This window comes from Parasedimentitalea psychrophila, from assembly GCF_030285785.1.
Taxonomy (GTDB): Bacteria; Pseudomonadota; Alphaproteobacteria; order Rhodobacterales; family Rhodobacteraceae; genus Parasedimentitalea; species Parasedimentitalea psychrophila.
This window is the reverse complement of sequence record NZ_CP127247.1, coordinates 3506735-3532288: the sequence shown is the minus strand read 5'-3', so window position 1 is coordinate 3532288 and position 25554 is coordinate 3506735. Positions and strand designations below refer to the sequence as shown.

The 25554-nt window shown below is 58.7% G+C and carries 22 protein-coding genes and 1 tRNA gene; 12 read left to right on the top strand and 11 right to left on the bottom strand.

What is annotated here, in order from left to right:
- Nucleotides 1-78: 78 nt before the first annotated feature.
- Nucleotides 79-420 (top strand): integrase arm-type DNA-binding domain-containing protein, encoded by a 342-nt coding sequence (locus QPJ95_RS24290; protein ID WP_390923840.1) that lies wholly within the window; start codon nucleotides 79-81, stop codon nucleotides 418-420.
- 130 nt (nucleotides 421-550) lie between these two features.
- Here QPJ95_RS24290 and QPJ95_RS17190 read toward each other — a convergent pair whose 3' ends face one another.
- Complete coding sequence (locus tag QPJ95_RS17190) at nucleotides 551-778, bottom strand: hypothetical protein (RefSeq protein WP_270919520.1); 228 nt, start codon at nucleotides 776-778, stop codon at nucleotides 551-553.
- 568 nt (nucleotides 779-1346) lie between these two features.
- A tRNA-Thr gene (locus tag QPJ95_RS17185) sits at nucleotides 1347-1422 on the bottom strand.
- A 177-nt stretch (nucleotides 1423-1599) separates the two neighbouring features.
- On the opposite strand from QPJ95_RS17185, the gene QPJ95_RS17180 reads away from it, so the two are divergent.
- The 4 genes from QPJ95_RS17180 to modC are packed head-to-tail and all read left to right on the top strand — an operon-like array spanning nucleotide 1600 to nucleotide 5052.
- The gene (locus tag QPJ95_RS17180) at nucleotides 1600-2475 is read left to right on the top strand and encodes a hypothetical protein (protein WP_270919521.1); all 876 of its coding nucleotides are present in this window, start codon (nucleotides 1600-1602) and stop codon (nucleotides 2473-2475) included.
- An 8-nt stretch (nucleotides 2476-2483) separates the two neighbouring features.
- Nucleotides 2484-3272 carry a molybdate ABC transporter substrate-binding protein gene (gene modA / locus QPJ95_RS17175; protein ID WP_270919522.1) on the top strand — a complete coding sequence of 263 codons (789 nt, stop codon included), beginning with the start codon at nucleotides 2484-2486 and terminating at the stop codon, nucleotides 3270-3272.
- Nucleotides 3269-3967, top strand: a complete 699-nt coding sequence (modB, locus tag QPJ95_RS17170) for a molybdate ABC transporter permease subunit (RefSeq protein ID WP_270919523.1) — start codon at nucleotides 3269-3271, stop codon at nucleotides 3965-3967. Before modA ends, modB begins: the two co-directional genes overlap by 4 nt.
- On the top strand, nucleotides 3964-5052 hold the full coding sequence (gene modC, locus QPJ95_RS17165; RefSeq protein WP_270919524.1) for a molybdenum ABC transporter ATP-binding protein: 1089 nt from the start codon (nucleotides 3964-3966) through the stop codon (nucleotides 5050-5052). Before modB ends, modC begins: the two co-directional genes overlap by 4 nt.
- A 60-nt stretch (nucleotides 5053-5112) precedes the next feature.
- Here the strand turns inward: modC and QPJ95_RS17160 are convergent, their stop codons facing one another.
- Nucleotides 5113-5586, bottom strand: a complete 474-nt coding sequence (locus QPJ95_RS17160; protein WP_270919525.1) for a hypothetical protein — start codon at nucleotides 5584-5586, stop codon at nucleotides 5113-5115.
- Between the two features lie 142 nt (nucleotides 5587-5728).
- Between QPJ95_RS17160 and QPJ95_RS17155 the strand changes: the two genes are divergently transcribed.
- Nucleotides 5729-6718: a hypothetical protein gene (locus QPJ95_RS17155; RefSeq protein ID WP_270919526.1), complete on the top strand. Its 990-nt coding sequence runs from the start codon at nucleotides 5729-5731 to the stop codon at nucleotides 6716-6718.
- A 168-nt stretch (nucleotides 6719-6886) separates the two neighbouring features.
- Nucleotides 6887-8179: an O-acetylhomoserine aminocarboxypropyltransferase/cysteine synthase family protein gene (locus QPJ95_RS17150; RefSeq protein WP_270919527.1), complete on the top strand. Its 1293-nt coding sequence runs from the start codon at nucleotides 6887-6889 to the stop codon at nucleotides 8177-8179.
- Nucleotides 8180-8229: 50 nt separating this feature from the next.
- Here QPJ95_RS17150 and QPJ95_RS17145 read toward each other — a convergent pair whose 3' ends face one another.
- Nucleotides 8230-8952, bottom strand: a complete 723-nt coding sequence (locus tag QPJ95_RS17145; protein ID WP_270919528.1) for an SIMPL domain-containing protein — start codon at nucleotides 8950-8952, stop codon at nucleotides 8230-8232.
- A gap of 171 nt (nucleotides 8953-9123) precedes the next feature.
- Here QPJ95_RS17145 and QPJ95_RS17140 point away from each other — a divergent pair, with 171 nt between their 5' ends.
- The 4 genes from QPJ95_RS17140 (at nucleotide 9124) to QPJ95_RS17125 (ending at nucleotide 13605) form a co-directional block, all read left to right on the top strand.
- Nucleotides 9124-10596, top strand: a complete 1473-nt coding sequence (locus QPJ95_RS17140; RefSeq protein ID WP_286018152.1) for a hypothetical protein — start codon at nucleotides 9124-9126, stop codon at nucleotides 10594-10596.
- An 8-nt stretch (nucleotides 10597-10604) separates the two neighbouring features.
- On the top strand, nucleotides 10605-11723 hold the full coding sequence (locus QPJ95_RS17135; protein ID WP_286018151.1) for a hypothetical protein: 1119 nt from the start codon (nucleotides 10605-10607) through the stop codon (nucleotides 11721-11723).
- Nucleotides 11724-11852: 129 nt separating this feature from the next.
- Entirely contained in the window at nucleotides 11853-12308 is a 456-nt protein-coding gene (locus QPJ95_RS17130; RefSeq protein ID WP_270919530.1) for an Lrp/AsnC family transcriptional regulator, read from the top strand.
- A gap of 76 nt (nucleotides 12309-12384) precedes the next feature.
- A complete protein-coding gene (locus tag QPJ95_RS17125; protein ID WP_270919531.1) occupies nucleotides 12385-13605 on the top strand; it encodes a PAS domain-containing protein in 1221 nt (406 codons plus the stop codon).
- 379 nt (nucleotides 13606-13984) lie between these two features.
- Here QPJ95_RS17125 and iolB read toward each other — a convergent pair whose 3' ends face one another.
- From iolB to iolG, 5 genes are all read right to left on the bottom strand, one after another.
- Complete coding sequence (gene iolB / locus QPJ95_RS17120) at nucleotides 13985-14791, bottom strand: 5-deoxy-glucuronate isomerase (RefSeq protein WP_270919532.1); 807 nt, start codon at nucleotides 14789-14791, stop codon at nucleotides 13985-13987.
- Complete coding sequence (gene iolE, locus QPJ95_RS17115; RefSeq protein ID WP_270919533.1) at nucleotides 14788-15690, bottom strand: myo-inosose-2 dehydratase; 903 nt, start codon at nucleotides 15688-15690, stop codon at nucleotides 14788-14790. Before iolE ends, iolB begins: the two co-directional genes overlap by 4 nt.
- A gap of 52 nt (nucleotides 15691-15742) precedes the next feature.
- Nucleotides 15743-17587, bottom strand: a complete 1845-nt coding sequence (gene iolD, locus QPJ95_RS17110) for a 3D-(3,5/4)-trihydroxycyclohexane-1,2-dione acylhydrolase (decyclizing) (protein WP_270919534.1) — start codon at nucleotides 17585-17587, stop codon at nucleotides 15743-15745.
- On the bottom strand, nucleotides 17584-19536 hold the full coding sequence (locus tag QPJ95_RS17105; RefSeq protein ID WP_270919535.1) for a bifunctional 5-dehydro-2-deoxygluconokinase/5-dehydro-2-deoxyphosphogluconate aldolase: 1953 nt from the start codon (nucleotides 19534-19536) through the stop codon (nucleotides 17584-17586). The genes iolD and QPJ95_RS17105 overlap by 4 nt, the downstream gene beginning before the upstream one ends.
- Before the next feature lie 206 nt (nucleotides 19537-19742).
- On the bottom strand, nucleotides 19743-20741 hold the full coding sequence (iolG, locus tag QPJ95_RS17100; RefSeq protein ID WP_270919536.1) for an inositol 2-dehydrogenase: 999 nt from the start codon (nucleotides 20739-20741) through the stop codon (nucleotides 19743-19745).
- Between the two features lie 138 nt (nucleotides 20742-20879).
- Here iolG and QPJ95_RS17095 point away from each other — a divergent pair, with 138 nt between their 5' ends.
- A complete protein-coding gene (locus tag QPJ95_RS17095; protein ID WP_270919537.1) occupies nucleotides 20880-21902 on the top strand; it encodes a LacI family DNA-binding transcriptional regulator in 1023 nt (340 codons plus the stop codon).
- A 24-nt stretch (nucleotides 21903-21926) separates the two neighbouring features.
- On the opposite strand, the gene QPJ95_RS17090 is transcribed toward QPJ95_RS17095, so the two are convergent.
- Nucleotides 21927-24311, bottom strand: a complete 2385-nt coding sequence (locus QPJ95_RS17090) for a 1-deoxy-D-xylulose-5-phosphate synthase N-terminal domain-containing protein (protein ID WP_270919538.1) — start codon at nucleotides 24309-24311, stop codon at nucleotides 21927-21929.
- A 14-nt stretch (nucleotides 24312-24325) separates the two neighbouring features.
- A complete protein-coding gene (locus tag QPJ95_RS17085) occupies nucleotides 24326-25531 on the bottom strand; it encodes a methionine gamma-lyase (RefSeq protein WP_270919539.1) in 1206 nt (401 codons plus the stop codon).
- Nucleotides 25532-25554: the final 23 nt, after the last annotated feature.

Here is a 25554-nt window from a genome sequence, read left to right as displayed (position 1 = left end):
ATTTTGGATCCGGAGACCCACGGGTCTGCTCAGTCGGAACCAAATCTCGAAGTTCTTCGCCAGAAGCAGACCTGTTGGATGGTATCGTGTCATCATAACTTACTCTGGCGCGGCACTCTTCTTGTCGCGCTTGTTGACACAGACTGCTGGTGGCGTGGAAGAGCTCGCAGGGTGTCCATCAGGCGGCACGGCAAGATTACCATGGATGAGGCGCGCAAACTCGCCAAGGAAGTCATGGGACAGGTCGCCAAGGGCGAGAACCCTGCCGAGGATACCCGTAACCGAGGCCGCGAAGTAGATCCGTCAAGAGAAAGGAGAGTGCCGTCCATCAGCCGATTTGTGCAACAGAGCCGCTTCCATCGCAATAATGTCACTACCCGCCCTTCGTGTCGGATGCTGCACTGCGCAGCAAGGTCATAAAAGGGCTGAGTGCAGTCCTTCGACTGCTTAGCTGACGCTCGGCAGCTTTGGGTCGTTCTTTTTTGGCTGGCTTTCCCTAGAACGTAACGAGACCACCTCCGTCCCTTCGTGGGCATCAGTGGCCCGTTGGCTACCCTCCTACGTAAACACCGTCTTTGGGACGGTAGAAGACACATTGGTTGTGTAGCCGTCCAAGCAATTCATGAATTCGGCGCACAGTTTCCTCGTTATCACTTGTTACCTCGTCGGGGAACTCAAGCTGCATTTGAGATAAGTCACCCATTGTTCGTCTCAATGCCGCTTCTATCAACACCATGTCTTCAACAGTTAGCTCAAACATATCATTGTACTTGGGCATCTTTCCCTCCTACGCCTAGATTTTTCCGCACTATACGTTGGTGATGTGTACAGGCTGACTCAGGTCGCGGCAGGTATCTACCAAAAATTCAATTTTTTTGGGGCTGTCTTCAATTGGGGCGGGAGAAGCACTGTGCTATTGTTGCCCCCCATTCTGTATCCACGTGCTTCCACACCGAATTTACAAACACAGAAAGCCCGCGATTTCAGGTCGTAAATATTTAATCTGTATGCGTTTTATTGGTTGCGGGAGTAGAATTTGAAGCTACGACTTTCAGGTTATGGGCCTGATGCGCACCGCAAATACCCCCAACAAGAGTAAATTCGCAAGACCAAACCTTAACCGACCGCCTCCAGAAATTCGCCAATATTTTCCGTGCAGTGTTTAACAGGTGCATAGTTGGAGGCCATGGGGGGTCGCAGGGGGGGGACTGATAGGTACAGCCATGAATACGACAGAGTTTTTTCGAACTGCGCCGGAGTCGTGTCGTTGAGCTGCGATTTGGTACCCGCAGCGGTACCCGAACAACAAATTAACGAAGCGAATACCATCTAAGTCATTGATTTAATGGTGCCCCCACACGGACTCGAACCGCGGACCTACTGATTACAAATCAGTTGCTCTACCAGCTGAGCTATAGGGGCACTATGTGGCACCGATTAGCGCCTCTTTGGGGGGGGTGCAAGCGGCAAAAGCACTGTCGTGGCACTGCGGATACGATTTTTTTCAAATCTGTCTTGCTCGGTCGAGAAATTTGACCTGACAAGCCGCGCGCCGTACTCAATACAGATTGATAAAACCACGAAGGACCAAACAATAAGATGCAGGTTATTGTGCACACCGGCGCTCATGCCACTGAAGAAGACCGCCTGCTGAAAAGCCTGCTGCGCAACAAGCAAGACTTTTCCAAACGCGGCATCGCAGTGCCGGGACCGGGCAAGTATCGCAGCCTGCTGAAAGATTGCTTCTCTGCCCTCAAGGCTGGCACCGCCGCCGCGGATTCGCGAGACGTGTTGTGGGATGCCATCCTTGACGAAGAAAACGCTGACCGGGTGGTGCTGTCAAATCCGCATTTCTTTGGGTCGCAGCGCAGCGCCCTGCAGGATAACTTGCTGTACCCAGAAGCCGTGCAGCGGATGCAATACCTGCAACAATTATTCCCCTATGATCAGATTGAGATCTTCATGGGGCTGCGCAATCCGGCTGGTTTTTTGCCGGCACTGCTGGAAAAAGCCTCACCCCAGAGATTGCGTGACGTCAGGAAACAAACAGATCCACGGCAACTGCGTTGGTCGGAAATGATGCAGCGGATGCGGCAGGCGGTACCGGATATTGCAATCACCGTTTGGTGTTATGAGGATATGCCGCTGACCTGGGGGCAGATCCTGCGCGACATGGCCGGCCTGGAACCGAACCAGGCCTTGCTGGGGGATCTCGACCTGCTGGCCACTATTTTATCCGCCGAAGGCATGACCCGTCTGCGCAGCTATATGGGGACGCATGGTGAGATGAGTGAAATGCAAAAGCGCCGTGTTTATGCGGCCTTTTTGGACAAATTCGCCCTGGAGGACGCGCTGGAGGAGGAATTGGATCTGGCCGGCTGGACCGACGAACTGGTGGCAGACCTGACCGAGAACTACGACGAAGATATCTATCATCTCCAGCGCATCCCAGGCGTCACACTGATTGCGCCCTGAGAAAAATGATGACGATGCCCTGCCCTTTCCGCCGCCTGACTTCAGCCCTGGCTGTCTGTGCGGCGCTGTTTCCTGTGGCGCTGTTTCCGGGGGCGCTGGCCGCTGAAGAGGTCACCCTGTTTGCCGCCGCCAGTCTGAAAAGCGCTTTGGACGAATTGTCGGATGACTACCCGGGCGCCACCTTGCACATCGCTTATGGAGGCAGTTCTTCGCTGACGCGGCAGATCCTTCAGGGCGCACCTGCGCAGCTGTTCATATCGGCAAATCAAGCCTGGATGGACCGGCTGGAACGGGACCGAGTACTGGCCCAAGACAGTCGCATTGATCTGCTGAGCAATCGTCTGGCGTTGATTGCCGCGCCGGGCAGCACAGTGCAACTGCCCCCTGCCCGCGGGTTTGATTTGGCCGCCGCTATTGGCGACGGTGTGCTGGCCATGGCGCTGGTCAAGGCGGTTCCGGCGGGGATCTATGGCCGCGAGGCGCTGCAGGCATTGGGCGTTTGGGACAGCGTGCAGGGCAAGATCGCACAGGCAGACAATGTCCGCGCCGCGCTTCGGTTGGTGGCAACCGGCGAGGCGCCGCTGGGGATCGTCTATGCCAGTGACTTGGGGGCCTCACCCGATGTCCGGTTGCTTGGCCTGTTTCCGGCCAACAGCCATAGGCCAATTCGCTATCCGATGGCGCTGATTGATCCGGTCACCCCCGAGGCGCGCTCTGTGTATGACTTTCTAAGCAGCGAGGCGGCCTGGGCGGTCTTTGCCAAACATGGATTTATCCGCCCGCAGGTGCAGCCATGAGCACTTGGCTGGGCCCCCAAGAATGGGCGGCGCTGGGACTGTCGCTAAAGGTGGGTTTTTGGGCGACGCTGATAAACCTGCCCCTGGCGCTGCTGGTCTCGCATGCGCTGGCGCGCTGGCAGTTCCCCGGCAAGCAAGTGCTGAATGCGCTGGTGCACTTGCCGCTGTTCCTGCCACCGGTGGTGACCGGATATCTTTTGCTGATCACCTTTGGCCGCCGGGCACCGCTGGGCGCCTGGCTGGAGCAGAGCTTTGGTCTGGTGCTGGCCTTTCGCTGGACTGGCGCGGTGCTGGCGGCTGCCATCATGGGGTTTCCGTTGATGGTGCGCGCGATCCGACTGGCGATTGAGGCGGTAGATCCCGATCTGGAGCAGGCCGCCGCCACCCTGGGGGCCTCGCGGTTATCGGTTTTTGCCACCATCACCCTGCCGCTCATTCTGCCGGGGCTGATCACCGGAGCGGTGCTGGGCTTTGCCAAAGCCATGGGGGAATTTGGCGCCACCATCACCTTTGTGTCCAATATTCCCGGCCAAACCCAAACGCTGCCTTCGGCCATCTACGGCTTCCTGCAGGTGCCCGACGGGGAGGCGGATGCGCTGAAGCTGGTCGCGGTGTCCGTCGCGGTTGCTATGGCGGCGCTGATTGCCTCGGAAATGCTGGCCCGCAGTGCCGCAAAACGGATCAACGGTCGATGAGCCTGTCTGTAGATATCAGCCACAATCTGGGGGATTTGACCGTTCAGGTGGCGTTTCAGGCCCCCAGCGGCATCACCGCTCTTTTTGGCAAGTCCGGGTCCGGCAAGACAACCGTAATCAATGCGGTCGCAGGGCTGCTGACGCCCGATGCAGGCCGAATAGCCAGCCAGTCCGAGGTTCTGTTCGACAGTAAGGCCGGGATAGACCTGCCCGCTCACCGCCGCCGTCTGGGCTATGTCTTCCAGGAGTCCCGTCTGTTTCCACATCTGTCGGTGCTGGGAAACCTGAACTACGGCAAACGCTTTGCGCCCAAGGGAAGCAGCGGCCCCGGTCTGGAGGAGGTCACCGCGTTGCTCGGCATCTCATCCCTGCTGCACCGCCGACCCGGGACGTTGTCAGGCGGCGAAAAGCAACGGGTCGCGATTGGTCGCGCCTTGCTGTCGCGGCCACAGATGCTGCTGATGGACGAACCCCTTGCGGCGCTCGACAGTGCCCGCAAGGACGAAATCCTGCCGTTTCTGGAACAGCTTCGCGATTCGACCGGGCTGCCGATCTTATATGTCAGCCACTCGGTCGCCGAGGTGGCCAGGCTGGCGACAACCGTGGTGGTGCTGGAACAGGGGAAAGTGGCGCAGGCGGGGCCAACAGAGCAGGTGTTTTCCGACCCTGCGATGGTGCGTCACCTGGGCCTGCGGCAAGCCGGCTCGGTGCTGCCGGCAGTGGTCAAAACCCATCACTCCGATGGGCTGACGGAACTGACCGTGTCCGGGGGCCGCCTGCTGCTGCCCCAAATCAACCTGCAGCCCAGCGCCAGAACCCGGGTGCGTATTCTGGCCCAGGACGTGATCCTGTCCCGCGATGCACCAAAGGGGCTGTCGGCGTTGAATATCCTGTCGGGGACAGTGACCGAAATTCGCGCCGGTGGTGGTCCGGGTGTTGTGGTGCAAATTTGCTGCGGCAGCGATTTGCTGCTGGCGCGGATCACCCAGAGGTCGGCAAATGCGCTGCAACTTGCCCCCGGGTTGCGCTGCCATGCCATCCTAAAATCAGTGTCGGTGGCCCGCCATGACGTTGGTCACACCTGATCGACTGGGGCCGCAGAGCGTCGCGCGGACCTTGCCGTTTTCAGCGCCTGCCTAGTTTTGCTACTGCCCCATGCGGTTGAACATCACCTGCTCTGTGGTCAGGTCGTCATAGGTGATCTGCACCTCGACCCGGGTGATCGACCCAAGGTCAAAACTACGGTATGGCAGGCCATCAGCATCTGTGATCCCATTGGGCGCGCCCTGGTCCAGATGACACTCTGGCAGCGGCCAAACCTCGGGCGCATTTCCGTTTATGCCCAGTTTCAATTCGACAAGGCCACAGCGCCAGGCCCACAGATGGGTGACATAGAGCAGATCCTGGCCATCAAATTCACGCACTGAAATCCAATTGCCCTGGGTCATTGCCAGAATGGGCTTCACTTCAACCGCGGTGGTAAACTGGCCTGACGGCACCTGCGGCTCGGCGATCAGGGTGGTCTCGGGTATAGCGGCGACAGTGACGGAGCCTGTAGACACACCGCCCCCAGCCGACTGAACCCCTGCGGCCAATACCGCCAGAATAACATCAAACATTGTCCAAACTCCAAAATTTGCAACTATAACAAAGAAAATCACCCGGTGGCACGAATGTAGACTTTTGGACCGCCGTTGCCACATCTATAGTTGCGCCAACAGGCAACAGCACCACCTGGCAAAGGTGGCAATTGAGGGCGGCATGGGCAGAACTTCCTTTAACGTGATGATTGTTGGCCAATCGGGGCGCCTGCAATATGAGGCGCTGCTGTTTGCCGCCTCGCTGCGCCATTGTTCGCCTGATTTTGACGGCCGGTTGTTTGTCGCGGTGCCGCAACCCGGACCGAATTGGCAAGGGGATCCAAGTATTCGTGACACTGAGGTCCTACAGGCGCTGGAGCAGTTGGGCGCTGAAATCCTGCCGTTTGAGAACACTGTGTTCGGACAGGACTACCCCTACGGCAATAAAATAGAGGCCCTGAAGGAGATGCCTGCGGGCGAACCCTTTGTGTTCTTTGACACAGATACGCTGATCACCGGGGATCTGATGTCGGTGCCGTTTGATTTCGCCCGGCCCTCTGCCTCGTTGCGTCGCGAGGGAACCTGGCCAAAGCCAACGCTTTATGGTCCCGGCTATACGGAGATCTGGCGCGCTTTGTACACCCGATTTGGGCTCGACTTTGACAGCAGCATGGATCTGAGCCAGCCGGATGAGTACTGGCGGCGGTATCTCTATTTCAATGCCGGATTTTTCTACGGCGCCTGTCCGCGTGTCTTTGGCAAACGCTTTTTGGTCTACGCGCAGTCGGTGCGCAATGAGCTGCCGCCCGAGTTGATTGGCCAGTCACTGGATCCCTGGTTGGATCAGGTGGTGTTGCCGCTGGTGATACATTCTTTTGGCGGTGGCCGCGACAGCCTGCCGGCGGGGTATCTGGACGGCGATGTCAGCTGTCATTATCGGTTTTTACCGCTGCTTTATGCCCGCGAAAGCGACCGGGTGGTTGAGGTTTTGACCGAGGTCAGCGCGCCAAATAAGATCAAGAAAGTGTTAAAGGGAGCTGAGCCGATGAAACGCATGGTGTATCAAAAGCGCGGCGACAAGGTGCGGGCGATGTTTGATCGCGACAATCTGCCCAAACGAGAACAGGCCATTCGCAACCAGATCAAAAAGGCCGGTTTCTGGATGCGATGAGAGGAAGGATTGGGGCGCTGCCCCAAACCCCGGGATATTTTTGGCCAGATGAAGCATGGGATCTGATTGAATTGGACCCACCTCCGGGTATCATCGCGCTTGCGTTGGGCGGGGTAATCGGGTGTTTTAGGGCAAAACCAGTTAATATGCACTTAGGGAGACAGCACGATGACAGACGAGCCCACCTTTGGATTTGATACCTTGCAGATTCACGCCGGGGCCAGACCTGACCCGGCCACCGGTGCCCGCCAGACCCCGATCTACCAGACCACCGCCTATGTGTTTCGCGATGCGGATCACGCCGCTGCACTGTTTAATTTGCAGGAAGTAGGCTTCATCTATTCGCGCCTGACCAACCCCACCGTGGCGGTTCTGCAAGAGCGTATCGCCACATTGGAAGGTGGCGTCGGGGCGGTTTGTTGTTCCTCGGGGCATGCGGCGCAGATCATGGCGCTGTTTCCGTTGATGCAGCCGGGTTGCAATGTTGTGGCCTCGACCCGGCTCTATGGTGGCTCTATTACCCAGTTGAGCCAGACCATCAAACGCTTTGGCTGGAGCGCCACCTTTGTCGACACCGACGATCTGGACGCGGTGGCGGCTGCGATTGATGAAAACACCCGGGCTGTATTTTGTGAATCGATCGCCAATCCTGGCGGCTATGTCACCGATATCCGCGCCCTGGCTGATATCTCGGACGCCGCTGGCATTCCTTTGATTGTCGATAACACCTCGGCGACGCCATATTTGTGCAACCCGATCAAACAGGGCGCGACACTGGTGGTGCATTCGACCACCAAATACCTGACGGGCAACGGCACCGTCACCGGCGGTTGCGTCGTCGATTCAGGGGTTTTCGACTGGTCTGCCAATGACAAATTCCCCTCGCTCAGCGCCCCGGAGCCCGCCTATCACGGGCTAAAGTTCCACGAGACCTTTGGCGGCTTGGCCTTCACCTTCCACGGCATCGCCATCGGATTGCGGGATCTGGGCATGACCCTGAACCCACAGGCAGCGCATTATACACTGATGGGGATCGAGACACTGTCGCTGCGGATGCAACGCCATGTGGAGAACGCCGAAACAATTGCGGCCTGGTTGGAGAAAGACGACCGGGTGGACTATGTCACCTACGCCGGATTGCCATCGTCGCCGTATTACGAGCGTGCCAAGGCCTGCTATCCCAAAGGCGCTGGGGGGTTGTTCACCTTTGCCGTCAAGGGCGGCTATGACGCCTGTGTTGAATTGGTGAGCAGGCTGGAACTGTTCAGCCACGTGGCCAATCTCGGCGATACTCGCTCGCTGATCATCCACTCGGCCTCGACCACCCACCGGCAACTGTCGCCGGAACAGCAAGAGGCCGCGGGGGCTGGCGCCAATGTGGTGCGCCTGTCGATCGGCATCGAAGACAGCAAGGACCTGATCGCGGATCTGGATCAGGCTCTGGCCAAAGCCTGCAGCTAATTCAGGCCGAAACCAAAGTGATATGGCCGGGCAATACGCCCGGCCATATTTTATTCAGCGCCTTCAGGTGATGAGATAGCAATCACCACGGATACATTATGTGAAAAGCGCAACTGTCCGGCCTCAACCGGCATCGCAACGCTACGAGTCATTTCCATTGCCATAGGCCGGCCACCACCACCGCCGCCGTGATCCGTTATCGACATCACCGGGCCTAGGCTAACTCCGGCTGCGGCGGCCAATTGCTCGGCCTTGCGGATGGCGTCTCTGACCGCGCTGCCGCGGATCTGATCCTGGACCGCGGCTGGATCCGCGACGCCAAATATCAACCCCCGAAATTCATTTGCTCCGGCTTGCAGCACCTGATCCAGAATGTCCCCCAGCTGATCCAGATCCCGAACCCGTATCTCCAAGCTATTGCTGGCCGTAAAGCTGGTGATATTGCGATCATCGCTGCCGCTCAACGATCCCGATTGCCTGCGATTGGGGGAGACAGATATCTGCTGGGTCTGCATATCATCTGGATCAAGTCCGGCCTGGTGCAACCGGTCGATCACCGCCACCATTGATTTTGACACGGTCCGCATCGCGTCAACCGCCTGGTCTGCCTCGTCGGTCACGCCCAGGGAAATCAAAGCCAGCGATGGGGCAACCTGGATATGGGCCTCTCCAGTGACGGCAATTTGCCGCTGCGGTGACAAGTCCGCCGCCCAGCCCGGGCCGACAGACAGCGCAAACATCAGGGCAGAAACAAGAAATCGATTACTCTTCATGTGAAAATCCTCTCTGAACAGCGGATAATGGTGGTCATGATGGACACATACAAGACGGATCATGTGTGTTTTACTTTTCCTCGGCGATCTCCTGCTTTAGAGTTAGCGGGCAAGCCCACATGCTTGCAACACTGTCGTGGGCACAAACGATTTGGATGGTCAAACCACATCATGAAACCGGGCTTTGCGCTATCGCTGTCTCCGGATGGCATTTCCCTCCTGCACCGGGCCGCCGGAGGATGGCGGCTGGTTGGCCGCGTCGCATTGGACTCGTCCGATCTGGACACTGCGCTCGAAGATCTGCGGGCAAAGGCGCAACAGCTGGCCGCCGGAGTGATGTTCTGCAAACTGATCATCCCCAATAGCCAAATCCGCTATCTGACACTGGAAACAGGGCTTGTCGACGGCGACACGCGGATGGACATGGCGCGCACTGCGCTGGATGGGGCCACCCCCTATCCGGTGAGCGAGCTGGCCTTTGACCTATCACAGGACGGGGTTTTGACCCATGTGGCGGCGGTGGCCATAGAAACCCTGGAAGAGGCGGAATCCTTTGCCAACACTCATGGCTTTGGACCCACCAGTTTTGTTGCAGCACCTGGTGAGGAAGCCTTTTTGGGCGAGCCCTTCTTTGGCACCACACGCGCCATCCGCGGCACCGTGGTCGAGCCGGACGGCATCGCCGTGGTCAACATTGGCCCGGCTGATATTCCCGGTCCGCCGTCTGCCTCAGATCTGGATCCAGACCCGGACCCTACCCCAGCGGCCGAAGGGCAACCGGATAAGGCCGATGGCACCCCCCAACCGCCCGAGCCCAAGGCTTCGGGGCATCTGGTCGAGCCAGACCAGATGGATCAAGCCGAAGCCAGCAACACGCGCCCTATCCCAACCCCCGGGTTCAGCAGCCGCCGCCGCAAGGCCTCAGGCAGAGCGCCGGTTCTTGACGGGGCGAACCGGGCGCCTTCGGCAACGGACAGCCACGACACCATCTCTGCACCAGCCCTTTTGCAATCGGCCCCGTCCCTTTTGCAATCGGCCCCGTCCGATCATCCCCGGCCAGACGAGACAACGATACGGGTGGCGGCAGCGCTGCAGGAGCCATCAAAATCTCTCGGCGCCGCCACTGCCGCGCAGGTATCGGCGCCATCGGTCCCTGGTCACGACCAGGATCCAACCCCGGCATCAGCTGCCGACGACACTGGGTTGTCAATTCGCCAACAGACGGCGGCGGCCCAAGACCTGCCTCCTCAATCCCGCCAGCCAACAAGCCAGGCAAAAAGCGAGGCCGCAACAGGCGCGAAATCAAAGGCGACAGCCAAGCCTGCCCCCCCCCCTTCGGCCTCAGGCAACCACAGGACGTTGGCGGCAAACCACCATTCCTGGGACCGGTGTTGGTTGCCGCCCTGTTGCTGTTCATGGCTGCGGTCGCGGCCTGGGCTTTCTCTTCCAAAACCACATGGTTTTCTTCAGGCCAGGAACCTACCGCCGAAGAGACGGTTTCGGCCCCCGTGCCAATCGACGCCACTGTGGCGCCACAATCGCCCGCCCCGCCCCCTGTTTTGCCGGTCCCGGCGATCGAGACTGGTCAAGATCAACGGCCTGAAATTCTTCAACCTCAGGTCAGTGCCCGACCGGACGACCTGATAGACCGGATGGTTGCCCCTGTTGAGAGCGCCTCCCAACCAGCTGGCCTGACAGGCACCGATATTGCCGTTTTGGATGCCCTTCGGCAATCAGAGCCTACAGATCTGGTTGCCGAAGCCATCTTTGATGCGGTTGAAGGCCTCCAGGTTGCGCCCATTATAGAGCTGTCTCAGGCCGCCCAATATGCCGCTGTTGGTATTTGGCAAAGCGTTCCAGAGATGCCGGAGCTACCGGCGGTGATCGGCCTTGGTGATCTCTATGTCGCCTCCATCGACAATACAGACCTGTCGCAGGACGCCGTGGCCCTGCCCCTAGCAAGTGGCCTAGCCACCGACGACCCATTGGATTTCGTCACCTCCCCGACCATAGCTGGCAGTGCATTTGATCTGGATGAACGCGGTTTGGTACGCGCCACCCCGGACGGGACGATAAATCCCGACGGGGTGATGATTTTCCTGGGGCGACCCAGCCCGGTTCCACCGCCAACGCCCAACCGCCCCGATCCGCAGGCTGAGGCGCAGATCAATGAACAGCGATCGGTGCTGGCGCGGCTGCGACCGCGGACGCGACCGGATGATTTGCAGGAACAGGCCGAACGGGCGCATCTTGGTGGTCTCAGCCTGGCTGAACTGGGCCAAAAACGCCCGCGCTCCCGCCCCGCCAGTTCGCGCCCGGCAAATGAGAACAGCCTGCCCGCGACCGAGCAGGCCATTGCCACCTCAACTGTGCCCAGATCGCGACCGGTCAATTTTGCCAACCTTGTCGACCGGGCTCAGCGAAACACAAATAATACAGCGCCAGCCTCGGCCTCGGCCTCCATTGCCGGCATTCTGAATCAGCCCGCGACCATTGCCCCGACCACTGTGACCCCCTCGATCCCAACCTCAGCTTCGGTCGCCCGGCAGGCGACGATGGAGAACTCGATAAACCTGCGAAAGGTCAACCTGATCGGCGTTTATGGAACCCCCTCGAACCGCCGCGCGCTGGTTCGCCTTGCCTCAGGGCGATATAAAAAGGTCATGGTTGGCGACAAGATTGACGGCGGTCAGGTGGTGGCCATCGGCGACACCGAATTACGCTACCAAAAGGGCAGTCGCAGCCTGACCTTGAAAATGCCAAACGGCTAGGCCATTTGTCCAATACTGACGCGTTCGGCGCCGCAAAATGTTGGCTTGAATTGCGCGACCACCGCCATATACTCACCAAAAACGCGCAAATCTCCCGATTTCATGTGGGATTATGACACAGGTACGCAAATGCTGGATGCAATAGACACCACACTCCTCGCCGCCCTACAGAGCAACGCCCATTTGACCGCGCAGCAACTGGGAGACTTGCTTAATCTCTCGCCCAGTCAGGCTGGACGACGGCGCCAAAGACTGGAAAGCGAGGGCTATATTCAGGGCTATTTTGCCCGCCTTGACGCCACAAAAATAGGCCTTCTGATCCAAGGGTTTGTGCAAGTCTACTTGCACAGTCATGGCCCCGAACAATCCGCCAGTTTTGCAAGTCTGATCAGCACCCGCCCTGAAATCACCTCGGCCTGGACGATGACCGGAGACGCGGATTACTTGCTGCGGGTCTATTGCGCTGACCTACCTGGATTGAACACTCTGCTGCATGAGGTACTGCTGCCCCATCCAGCCGTGGCCCGGGTACACAGCCAGATCGTTATGGACCAATTAAAACGCGACGCTCCGCTGCCGACATAGGCGGCAATTAACCGTTTCGGAAGGAGTTACCTATAAGAATTTTGGCGAGCAACATAACCTGAATGGGATCGAACAAGTGTCTTTTCATGATCGTCGTAAAGAAAGCCGTCCAACATCTGGCGAAGCCCCATTTGGTTTGGGAGAGGTGTTCTTCTCCCGCACGGACGATCGCGGTATCATTCGGGCCTTCAATTACGTTTTCCAACGCGTGTCCGACTATCAATCTGATGATTTGTTGGGCAAACCGCATAATGTCATCCGTCACCCGGACATGCCTCGCGGCGTATTCCAAATTTTTTGGGACACTCTGAAGGCCGGAGGCTCCATGGGGGCTTACGTCAAGAACAAAGCAGCGGATGGGCTGCATTACTGGGTGTTTGCGGTTGTTGTCCCCTGCGGCGAGGGCTATTTGTCCGCCCGCATCAAACCCACCAGCCCTCTGTTCGCTACAGTCGTGACCGAATACGAAGCCCTTTTGGCGGCAGAACAGGCTGAGGGTTTAAGCCCCGAAGACAGCGCCCAACGTCTGTTAGACCGACTGAAGACACTCGGCTTTGACGATTATCACAGCTTTGCCGGCCATGCGCTGACCGAAGAATTGATGGCCCGGGATACTGGGCTGAAAAATGAAGAAGACCGGAAAATAAAAGACTTCAGATCAATGCTGCAAAACTCTGATGATCTGACCAAGGAAACAGCGGCTCTGGTTCAGGAATTTGAGGCGATGCGAACCATCCCACATAATTTGCGTGTCATCGCATCTCGGATCGAACCTGCCGGTGGACCCGTGACGGTTCTCTCTCAAAACTACGGCACCATGTCACGCACTATGTCTGACTGGTTTGCCACCCATGTCTTGGGTGAAGAAAGCAACTTTGCCTCGATCAAAAGCGCCGTAAACGACAGTATGTTTGTTGAATGCATGGCCCGGATTTTGGTCGAATGTGACGTTCAACTGAAAAGTGAACAGCGGTCCGCGACTGGAATTGTTATGGAGGACGAGCGCAAAATCCTTGCAAAACTGGTCTCTGAACAACGTGATCGCGCCCGCGTCGGCATGGTCAATGTCAATTCCGAATCTGACCGTATCTTGAATGCCTGTAAAGTCATGCACCGCCACTTCCTCGGGCTCAGCTCGACGCGTGTTTTGTGCAAAATCGAAAGCGCCCGCCTGCCCACCGAAGGCGAGGCACTCACCGCCATCATCGATCAACTTGGTGTCTTTCAGGGCAGGATCTCGGCCCAGCTAGACCGGATCGTCACGCTCAGCACAGAGATCCAAGCCGTCGATTTCTAGCCATAGTTTCGAAAATTGGACAGCAAAGCCGCCCGCCCCCGGTCCTCCCTCTTTAGAACAAGGGACGGGCGGCTTTGGGTCTCTTGGTCACGGCTTCGGTTTGGGCAGGCGGGTCGGGCTGGGGAGCCTAAGCTCGACGCCATATAAGGGCCGCGCCGACGGCATTGGCGACCTCAATCTTCGGGTCTGCGGGTCAAAAAACTGTGACCCTGTCCAGCCTGCCCAGATCGTCATCCGGCCAGGCCCACAGACCAATGCCAAAATCCATTTCAGTCAAACGCGCGACGCGCCTGTGCATGGGCCTGTGCATGGGCCTGCCTGGCCACAGCATATCCCGTCGCAGCCAGTTGAAAAACCTCAGGGTTTCCGTGTTGTCCGATTAGGCGTCGCGTTCCAGAATCCATTCGACCTCTGGCGCCGCAACAAAACGCCACTTGCGCAGCGGTCCTGCCATCACGTTCAGATAATACATCTCAAAGCCATAGGGTGCTCCGCAGGGATGGTGACCACGCGGCACGCAAACCACGTCACCGTCCTGAACCGCCATGGTTTCGTCCAATTGCAGATCATCGGTATAGACACGCTGGATTCCAAAGCCATTGGCTGGATTTAACCGGTGATAATAGGTCTCTTCGAGATAGGTAATATTGGGGTAATCATCCTCATCATGGCGGTGTGACGGGTAGGACGACCAGTTTCCCGACGGGGTAAAGACCTCGGTCACCAGCAGGCTGTCGCAATAGTCTTCGTTTTCCATGGCGATATTGTTGATGTGGCGGGTGTTGGAGCCCTTGCCGCGGGAGGTCAGTTCGATCCCATCCGGGCCAATCCGCCGCGCCTCATGGCCCGATTTTCCGGGCGCGGTGCACACGGCGATGGTGCAGTCGGTTTGCGCAGTGGCTTTCCACTCGGTGCCGTTGGGCAAATACAGGCAATGCGGAGCGGTCTTTTCAAAGACATTCATCCGGTCGCCCAGCACCCCCCAGTCCTGACCAGCGCCAGTGATCGCCGCCTTGCCTTCGATCATCACCAGAATGACCTCTTTATCACCGGTCAGCTCCTCGGCGGTCTCGCCCGGGCGCAGCTTATACAGACCAAAGCCAACGTAACGCCAGCCAGCCGATTGCGGCGTGATGTCATGCACCTTGCCGTGGTTGCCAAATGGTTTGTTCAGAAGATCTCTCATGTCAGCCCCACTTCGTTTGCAATAGATTTCAGGGTTTTAAGCCCCAGAGATTGATATTTCAGCGGGTCGTGGACAGCGGGGTCCTGTTCGGCCTCGATCACGATCCAGCCGTCATAACCCTGATCCGCAAGGATACCGAGAAGAGGCGTGAATTCAATGCCGCCCTCGTCATCACCCGGCACGGTAAAGACACCCCCGCGCACGCCATCCATAAAGGACAGGCCGTTATCGCGCACCTCTGCCATCACCGCAGGGCGCACGTTCTTGGCATGAAAGTGGCTGACACGATCGATGTATTTCCTCAAAATCGGTGCCGGGTCCTGGCCATTGGCACCAAAATAGGCATGGCCGGCATCAAACAGCAGTTTGGTCGCCGGGCCAGTTGCCGCCATAAAGGCATCAATCTCAGCCGGAGTTTCAACCACCGTGCCCATGTGGTGGTGATAGGCCAGTGCGATGCCCTGATCAGCGCAATATTGCGCGATCTCTTCGACCTTGGCCGCAAACGCCACCATCTCGGCGGCAGACAAAACCGGTGCGTCATTGACCGGAACCGCCGAGCCCTGCACCGAGTTCGAAGTCTCGCAGACGATCGCCACCTTGCAGCCATTGTGCTTTAGCTTGTCGAGATGCGGCTGAATGGCTGCTTTCTCGTCCTCGACGCTATGCGCCAACAGGTTCAGCGAGTGCCAGCCCGAGATGAATTTCAGCCCGTAGCTGCCCAGCAACTGTTTCAGCGCCTCCGGGTCGTCCTGCGGCCAGCGATGGCCGTTCTCGATACCCTCAAAGCCAATCACCTCGCCGGCCTCGTGCAGAATGCGCTTGGTCGGGATATCCGCACCCAGGCTCTGGTCGTCATCATTCGCCCAGGCAATTGGATTGGTGCCAAATTGGATCATAGTCGTCTCTCCGAAACGGGACATGTTGCCCGCAAGATTGGTCGTTCAGCGTTTAGTTCACCAAGTGCTGACGTTGTTTGTTTGCAAGATATGCCGCATAGGCCTGTTGCTTCTTGTCGCTGGAGCTCTGCTCGGGCACCGCCACATCCCACCAGGAACCAGCCTCGCCAAAGCCCGGACCATTGGTCGGGTCGGTGTCGATGACGATCACGGTGGGGATGTTGCGGCCTCGGGCCGCGGCAATCTGGGCTTCGAGATCGGCGATATCGCGGGCCTTGACCGCATGTGCGCCCATTGATCCGGCATGGGCGACATAGTCGATCTCGGGTTGCTGCTCGACGTTGCAGTCCTTGTAAAGATTGTTGAATTCTTCACCGCCGCAGCCCTGTTGCAGGCGGTTGATACAGCCATAACCACGGTTGTCGGTCAGCACCACGGTAAAGGGCACCCTGCGCATGACGGCCGTGGCCAGTTCCGAGTTCGCCATCATGTAAGAGCCATCGCCGACAAAACAGATCACCTCGCGCTCGGGGCTGGCCAGTTTCAGGCCCATGGCTCCGGCAATCTCATAGCCCATGCAGGAATAGCCATATTCCATGTGATAGCCCCCCTGCGAGGGCTGCCACAGCAGTTTCAGCGCCCCCGGCATGGTTCCGGCGGCACACATCGCTACGGCATTTTCACCGGTTGCGCGCTGCACCGCCCCGATGACTTCGCAGTCCATTGGCAGGTAGCCCTCAGGTGTGCCGGTGCGCGGCGCACAGTGCGCCGTCACCGCATCAAGCCAAGCCGCGCGGGCAGCGGTATCAGGTGACGCTGCCTTATGATCACCCAGTGCCGCCGAGATTTTATCGAGCGCCACTTTGGCATCCGACAGCAGCGGAACTGCGCCGTGTTTCATCGCGTCATAGGCGGCGACATTGATCGAGACAAGCTTGCGGTCAGGGTTGCTGAACAGCGACCAGGATCCGGTGGTGAAATCCTGAAACCGGGTGCCAACACCGATGACCAGATCGGCCTTTTCCGACAGGGCATTTGCAGCCGCTGACCCGTCCACACCCGAGGCGCCAAAGTTCAGCGCATGGCTCTGCGCCAGACAGGACTTGCCGGCCTGGGTTTCCACCACCGGAATGCCATGTTTCAGGGCAAAATCCCCAAGGGTCTGTTCCGCCTGAGAATAGATCGCACCGCCGCCGGCGACGATGATCGGGTTTTGCGCGCTGCGGATCAGGCTGATCACCTCGGCCAGTTCATGCGCGTCGGGTTCCGGGCGACGAATGCGCCAGATCTTGGGTGCAAAAAAGGCTTGTGGGTAGTCATAGGCCTCGGCCTGCACATCCTGGCAGAAGGACAGCGTGACAGGGCCACAACTGGCCGGGTCTGTCATTGTTGCCAAGGCGCGCGGTAGGCAAGTCAACAGCTGTTCCGGCCGGGTGATCCGGTCAAAATAGCGTGACACCGGGCGCAGGCAATCATTGACCGACATCGCCCCATCGTCAAAATCTTCGACCTGCTGCAACACCGGATCCGGGCGCCGGTTGGCAAACACATCGCCGGGAATCAACAACACCGGCAGCCGGTTCACATGTGCCAGCGCCGCCGCCGTTACCATATTGGTGGCGCCGGGCCCAATGGACGAGGTCACCGCCTGCGCCCGAGTGCGCTTTTTTGCCTTGGCATAGGCGATGGCCGTATGAGCCATGGTCTGCTCGTTCTGCCCACGCCAGGTGGGAAAGTCATCCTTAGCGCCGTGCAGCGCCTCGCCCAGACCGGCCACATTGCCGTGGCCAAAGATCCCCCAGATACCGTCGATGAAACGCGCGCCGTCTGCGGTCATTTGCACCGACAGCCATTTGACCATGGCCTGGGCAGCGGTCAGGCGGATTGTCTTGCTCATGTTGTTGCCTCCACAGTGCTAAACTGGGCCTCTTTGCGGGACAAGTCCCAGATGTTGCACAGGTCTTCATAGCGACTTGCCATCTCTTCGACCGCCTCTTGATCGGTGATTGTCCCGGTCATCCAGGCCCGTGCCGCATCGCCAAAGATGGTCCGGCCCACCGCAAAGCCTTTGACCAGCTTGTGCTTGGCCGCCAGTTCAAAGCTGGCTGCAAGTTCGGCCTCGGGCGCATCAAGCCCCAGCACCACAATGCCACGGGTATAGGGATCGTTGCGCTCAATCGCGTCAACAGCGCGGCCCCAGGCAGCATCCGATTTCAACGGCTCCAGCTTCCACCAGTCAGGGTAGACGCCCAGATCATAGAAATGCTGGATCAGCGTCGCCGTGGTGTCATCATCGGTGGGCATAACCTTGGAGGGGATCAGCTCCAGCAGGAACTCCAGCCCATTGCGCCGGGCGGCTTCAAACAATCGCAGCACCACCTCATCCTGTTTGGCCCAGGTTTGTGCATCGTCATCCGGGTGGCAGAAGCACAGCACCTTGACGACGTTTTCGCGTGCCCATTCGCGCAAGCCCCCGAAATCAGTGCCCAGTTCCGGTTCCAGCGTCAGCGGCCGAGAGCCCGGCCATTCAGTTGGCCGACCAATCCACAGGCCAGAGCCACTGGCCGCATGCAGCGCCGCCTTGCCGATGCGGTTGTCACACAGGATGCCATAACCGCCCTGCCCGGCCTGCACCTGTTTTGCGGCGTTGAGGCAAAGCGTTTTGAACGCGCCGCCTTTTTCCAGCGTATAGCCGTCCATTTCCTCGAGTTGCAGGCGGTGATCAAAGGCAAAAACCCGCATGGTGGACCAGTCGCCGGCGTTGCGGGTGTGACGGGTGGTCGCCCAATGCAGCTGCTCCAACGCGGCATCATTGCGCAGATCCGCCTGCACAACCCCACGTTCCAGAAAAAATTCAAGCTCTGTCGCCGAGGGGTACGCCGGGGTGCAGCCATGACGGCTGACCGCGAAGGCACCGCAAGCATTGGCGTATTTCAGCGCGGTGGGCCAATGGGTCTTTGCTGGATCATCGGCCTCCATCCAGCCTTTCATCAACCCCGAAAAGAACCCGTCGCCTGCGCCCAGAACATTGAACACTTCGATCGCAAACCCCGGTCCGGTCTGGCCGTCCTCCAGACTGGCGGGAATGTCCGCCTGAAACGCGACAGCGCCCAGTGCGCCGCGTTTGCAAACAAGGGTCGCAGCCGATTGCAGGCGCACCCGGCCCAATGCGGCCAGCGTGTCGGTGGTGCCGCCTGCAATGTGGAATTCTTCTTCGGTGCCCACGATCAGGTCAAACAAATGCAGCGTCGACAGCAGTTTCTCGGTCACGGTATCACTGGCGACAAAGCGGCTTTCGCCGTCGCCGTGGCCCGCAACACCCCAGAGGTTCGGGCGGTAGTCGATATCAAGTGCCGTGCGCAGCCCGTGTTTGCGCGCCAGCGTCAGCGCCTTCAGCACCGCGGCCTCGGTGCGTGGATTGGACAGATGGGTGCCGGTGACAACCAATGCCCGCGCGCATTTGATGAAATCTTCGTCGATGTCGTCTTCGCAGAGCGCCATATCTGCGCAGTTCTCACGGTAGAAAATCAGCGGGAATTGGTCTTCGTCGCGAATGCCAAGGATCACCAGCGCGGTCAGCCGGTCAGGATCGGTCACAACGCCATCGGTACAGACCCCCTCGCGGGCCAGTTGTTGCAGAATGAACCGGCCCATATGTTCGTCACCGACCCGCGAAATCAGCGCCGACTTCAGCCCCAGCCGGGCGGTGCCGCAGGCAATATTCGTTGGCGAACCACCGATATATTTGTCAAAGGACCCCATATCCTCCAGGCGGCCCCCAATCTGTGAACCGTACAGGTCAACGCCGGAGCGTCCGATGGTGATTAGGTCAAGTTCTTTGGTCATAACGTTCATCTCTCACGGGCTTCGTTTACGGTACTAACATCTTTTGGCCTGCGCAGGGCGAAGCGCTGCAATCAGGCTCGCGAGGCAACACTGGCTCAAGTCATTTGGCCCAAATCATTCGGCTCAAGTCGAATTTGGTGCTGCCCGAGCAAAGTGGCCCGGCAAAATCAGCTGAGGCCGGGCGTGTATGCGCCCAGCCTCAAAAATTACAGAACCTCGGCAAGCCTGACCGGTTGCCCCGTCTGCGCGGATTTTGTCGCGGCTTCGGCCATTGCCAGTGCTGCGACGCCATCATCCAGGGTCACCGGCATCGGCGACCCTGATGTGATTGCCGCAACAAATGCCGCCCATTCAGCCCTGTAAGCCGCCATGTAGCGTTCCAGGAAGAAATATGTCGGCTTGGCACTACTCACCCCCGCCGCCGTCGATTTGACAATCGTATTTTCCAGCACATTCTGCACTTGAAGCAGCCCCTCGGAGCCCAGCAGTTCAACCCGCTGGTCGTAGCCAAAGACGGCGCGGCGCGAGTTCTTGATGACGGCAATCCGACCATCGGCATAGGTCAGCGTCACCACTGCCGTATCCACATCGCCAGCTTCACCGATCGCCGGATCAACAATTGAACTGCCAACTGCGGTCACCGTCACCGGCGCATCGCCCATGATGAAATTCGCCATGTCGAAATCATGCACCATCATGTCGCGGAACAAACCACCCGAAACCTTGATATAGCTGACCGGCGGCGGCGCCGGGTCAAACGAGGTGATCGACAGCAGCTCGGGCTTGCCAATTTCACCAGCATCCACAGCGGCTTTCAGGGCGTCAAAATTCGGATCAAAGCGACGGTTAAATCCGATCATCACCGGTTGGCCGGTGGCAGCGGCCGCCTTTTGACAGGCCTGCGCCCGCTGCAGGCTCAGATCAACCGGTTTTTCGCACAACACAGCCTTGCCTGCTGCGGTGGCGGCTTCGATCAGTCCCGAATGTGTGTCGGTCGAGGTGGCGATCAATACGGCATCAATCGAAGGATCGGCGATGATCTCCTCCGAGCTGCGCACCTCGGCGCCGTATTCAGCCGCCAGTTTCTCGGCGTTTTCGGCGAAGACATCCGAGACCGCAATCAATTGACTATCGGGGTGAGAGCTAATGGCCGTGGCATGCACACCGGCAATGCGACCGGCCCCAAGAAGTCCTACTTTAAGCACGATTTACGCCTCCTGATTCTGTGATTGAAACCAGATAATCCACTCTTGCACGCGCGTGCAATGCAATTGTGCACCCGGGTGCAAGAACCGACTGGTGAGCCGCGCGCTTTGCCATTAACGTCGCCTCAGGAGGACTTGATGACCGACACGCCCGATGAACAGAGGCCCGAAACCGTAACCGCTGACGATGTTGCCGCGCTGGCAGGGGTTTCACGCTGGACGGTCAACCGCGCCTATAAGCAGAAAGCCTCCATTTCCGCCAAAAGCCGCGAGAAAGTCATGTTGGCCGCCAAGCAGCTGGGCTATGTGCCCGACCTGCTTGCCGCCAGCCTGGCGTCGGACAAAAGCAATCTGGTGGCGTTGCTGATCGACGACTTTTCCAATCCGCATAAACTGGTGATGCTGGAACGGCTCACCCGCATTCTGCGCCAAGGCGGTTGGGATACTCTGCTCGTCAACACCCTGAACGAAAGTGACCCCTCGTCGGCATTGCTGAACGCCAGCCAACGTCGTGTCGATGCCGCCATTTTGATCGGCAGCCGGTATGATGACAAGGGTCTGGCAACAGCACTAGGGGCGCGCCGGGTGCGGAAACTGATTGTATTCGCGCGGTTTTCCGAGAACCCAGACACCATTTCAATCTGCTGCGACGACCAGATCGCGATGTCGACGGTCGCTGATTATGTTATACAAAAAGGCTACCGCCGCCCGTTTTTCCTGGCCGGCCCCCAGACCTCAACGGCGCATTTGATGCGCAAAGAAACATTTTTCAGCCGCTGGCATCAGGAATACGGGGTCAAACCGGATTTTATCGCGGTGCCAGCCTATGATCAGCGGCTCGCCTATGATCAGCTCGCAGACCATCTGAGCACACAACAAGCCGCAGATCTGCCGGATATCATCGTCTGCGAGAACGATGCTCTGGCTATGGGCGCGGTTGACGCGATCAAACACAAATGCGGGTTGCGGGTGCCCGAGGACATTGCTGTCATCGGCTTTGACGATGTTCCGCAGGCCAGCAGCCCACACTATAGGCTGACCACCTACCGCCAACCCATCACCGCAATGGCCGAAGCGCTTGTTCAGGTGCTGCAAGGCAATCACGGCGCCGGGGCGCTTTGCCAGTTTTCCGGCGAGCTGATCATACGCAGCAGCGCCTGACCAACCTGCCGGAAAATGGCGCATTCAGGACGCGGCTGAAAGAGAGGCAATGGTCCGCCCCTGGGTCAATCCAGCAACCGAGCGGACCAACGTCTGCGCATCAATGCGGAAATGCGCGTAGAGCTCAGCCACCGTGCCGGTCTGGCCAAAGTGTTCAACCCCATGCGGCACCGTCTGATGACCCTGCACCGAGCCCAGCCAGGACAGCGTTGCCGGGTGGCCGTCAATCACCGTGATCAGCTTGCAATGACGCGGCAGATCTTTCAGCAGCGTCTCCACATGCGAACACGCCGAGGCATTGCCGTTTGAGCGCGCCCGTTGTGCCGCCGTCCAGCCCGCGTTCAGCCGGTCGGCGGATGTCACCGCCAAAACCCCGACATCGCGACGGCCCTCGCCGATGATGCCAGCAGCCTTGATCGCTTCGGGGGCGACGGCTCCTTGATAGGCGATCACAATCTCGCAATTGGCGCCGGGTTTGCGCAGCCAATATGCGCCGTCTATTGCCCCCTGCCGAAACGCCTCATCAACCCGTTTTCCGGGTTGCTCAATCGGGTTGGTGGTCAGGCGAAGATAGACAGAACCGCCGGTTTCATCGCGCAGCCATGTGCGCTCATCCGGGTCGCTTTCACCGTCTTTTTGCAAATAGCCAAAGGCCCATTGCATGATCACGGCCAGCTCGTCTGCAAAGGCAGGTTCAAACGCCGCCAACCCATCTTGCGACATGCCAATCAACGGCGTGCCAATGGATTGGTGCGCACCGCCTTCGGGGGCCAGTGTCACACCGGACGGAGTACCAACGATCATAAACCGTGCATCCTGATAGCAGGCATAGTTCAGCGCATCGAGGCCACGGGCGATAAACGGGTCATAGACGGTGCCAATTGGGATCAGCCGTTTGCCAAACACCGAATGGGACAAGCCAGCCGCCGCCAGCAGCAAAAACAGGTTCATCTCGGCGATGCCCAGCTCAATATGCTGGCCGTTGGGGGCAAATTCCCATTTTGCGGTGGACGGGATATTCTCGGCCCTGAAGGTATCGGCCTGATGGGTGCGGGCGAACAGTTTGCGCCGGTTCACCCAGGGGCCCAGATTGGTGGTGCCGGTGACATCGGGCGATGTGGTTACAATCCGCTCGGCCAGCAGGCTGTCGCCCTTTGACAGATCATCGAGAATTTTACCAAAAGCCATCTGGGTCGAGATGTCCCTGCCAGGGGTCAGCTCAATACTCGGCACCTCAATGATATCATCGTGGTAGCGACGCGCACCTTTGGCAAAGAACGCGGTCTGATCACAAAAATCCTGCAACGCCGCAGGGTCGGCAACGGTGGCGAACTTTTCCCACTCCTGCCCCGGCGCAACACCCATGCGCGTTTGCCAATCTGCCATTTGGCTCTTGTTCATCAAGCCGCCGTGGTTGTCCTTGTGGCCGGCAATCGGCGTGCCCCAGCCCTTGACCGTATAGGCCAAAAAACAAACCGGGCGATCATGATCAATGGCGGCAAAAGTCTCGGCCATGGTCTGCACACAGTTGCCGCCAAGGTTTTCCATCAACGCCGCCAGATCGTCATCGCTGCGGCGCGCGATCAAGGCGGTGACATCGCCCTGATCACCCAGAGTTTCCAACAACCGGTCCCGCCAGACAGCACCGCCCATATAGGTCAGCGCCGAGTACAGCTGGTTGGGGCAATCGTCGATCCATTGCCGCAATTTTTCGCCGCCCGGTTCCTCAAATGCGGCGCGTTGCAAAAGACCGTATTTGACCCGCACGACATCCCAGCCAAAGGCGTCAAAGATCTGCTCGACCCGCTGGAACAAGCCTTCGCGCACCACCCCGTCCAGCGACTGGCGGTTGTAGTCGATGATCCACCAGCAATTGCGCAGATCGTTTTTCCAGCCCTCCTGCAGGGCTTCGTAGATATTGCCCTCGTCCAGTTCGGCGTCACCCACCAGGGCAATCATCCGGCCAAGTGTCTGATCCTGCCCCCAGGATTTGGCCTGAATGTAATCCTGCACAATCGAGGCAAAAGAGGTGATCGCAACGCCCAGCCCGACAGAGCCAGTGGAGAAATCCACATCGTCAATATCCTTGGTCCGCGACGGATAGCTTTGCACCCCGCCAAAGCCGCGAAAGTTCTCCATCTTTTCGCGCGACAGGTTGCCCATCAGATATTGAATGGCATGAAACACCGGCGAGGCATGCGGCTTTACCGCCACCCGGTCCTCGGGGCGCAGCGCCGAAAAATAGAGCGCCGTCATGATCGACACCATCGAGGCCGACGAGGCCTGATGGCCACCGATCTTGATCTCGCCACTCTTGGGCCGGATGTGATTGGCGTTGTGGATCATCCAATGCGACAGCCACAGCAGCCGTTGTTCAATGATTTTCAGATGGGTCTTGTGGTCAAGCATATGAGGATCCCCCGTCAAGCTGCTTTGATCATTGAAGATTGCGGCAATGCTTGGCGCAGGTCGGCCAAGATATCATCGACACCTTCCAGGCCGACAGACAGCCGTACCAGCCCTTCGCTGATACCATGCACCGCGCGTTCTTCGGGTGTATAGGTGGAATGTGTCATGCTGGCCGGGTGCTGGATCAATGTTTCCGCATCGCCCAGCGACACCGCCCGGGTGATCAGTTGCAGCCTGTTCATCATCGCCCGGCCTGCCTCCAGTCCGCCCTCAAGCTCAAAGGCAATCATGCCGCCGGACTGGGACATCTGGCGCTGCGCCAGATCGTACTGTTCAAAACTGGCCAGGCCGGGATACCAGACTTTTACCACCCCCGGCGCTGCCTCTAGCATTTCGGCAATTGTCTGGGCGCTGGAGCAGTGCCGGTCCATGCGCAGTTCCAGTGTCTTCAAGCCGCGCAGCACCAGCATTGCATTGAACGGCGCCATCACAGCCCCCGTCATGTCCTTCATGCCATAGAGCCGGATTTGCTGGATCAGCTCAGAGCTGCCAACCAGCAGGCCCGCAATAACATCGCCGTGACCGCCAAGATATTTGGTGGCGGAATGCAGCGCCAGATCGGCACCAAGTTCGATTGGCCGGGTCAGATAGGGGGTCGCATAGGTGTTATCGACAACCACATAGGCATCGCCTTCGTGGGCAATATCCGAGATCGCCCGGATGTCCACCAGCCGCATATTCGGGTTTGCCGGGGTCTCAAAATAGACCACTTTGGTCTTGGCACTGATCGCGTCGCGCAGGTTCTTAGGGTTGGTCAGGTCAACATGGGTGACGGTGACACCGAATTTGGCCAGCCCGTGCTGCATAAAGGAAAAGGTGCAGCCATAAAGCGTCTTATCCAGGATCACCTCGTCACCCGGGGCCACCAATGTCCAGATCGTCGAGGTGATCGCCCCCATCCCCGAGGCCAGCGCCAATCCGGCCTCGGCGCCTTCCAGCACCGCAATGCGCCGCTCCAGCAGATCACATGTGGGGTTGGAGATGCGCGAATAGATGTGGCCTGCACGTTCGCCCCCGAACATCTCACCGCCGGCCTCGGCCGTCTCAAATGCAAATGTCGATGTCAGATGCAGCGGCGGCGTCAGCGACCCCTCATTGTCCATCGGATCATAGCCATGGTGGATGGCACGGGTGGCAAAGCTGTCGGATTGGTTGCGCATGGGGTTCTCCTGAATTCTTTACA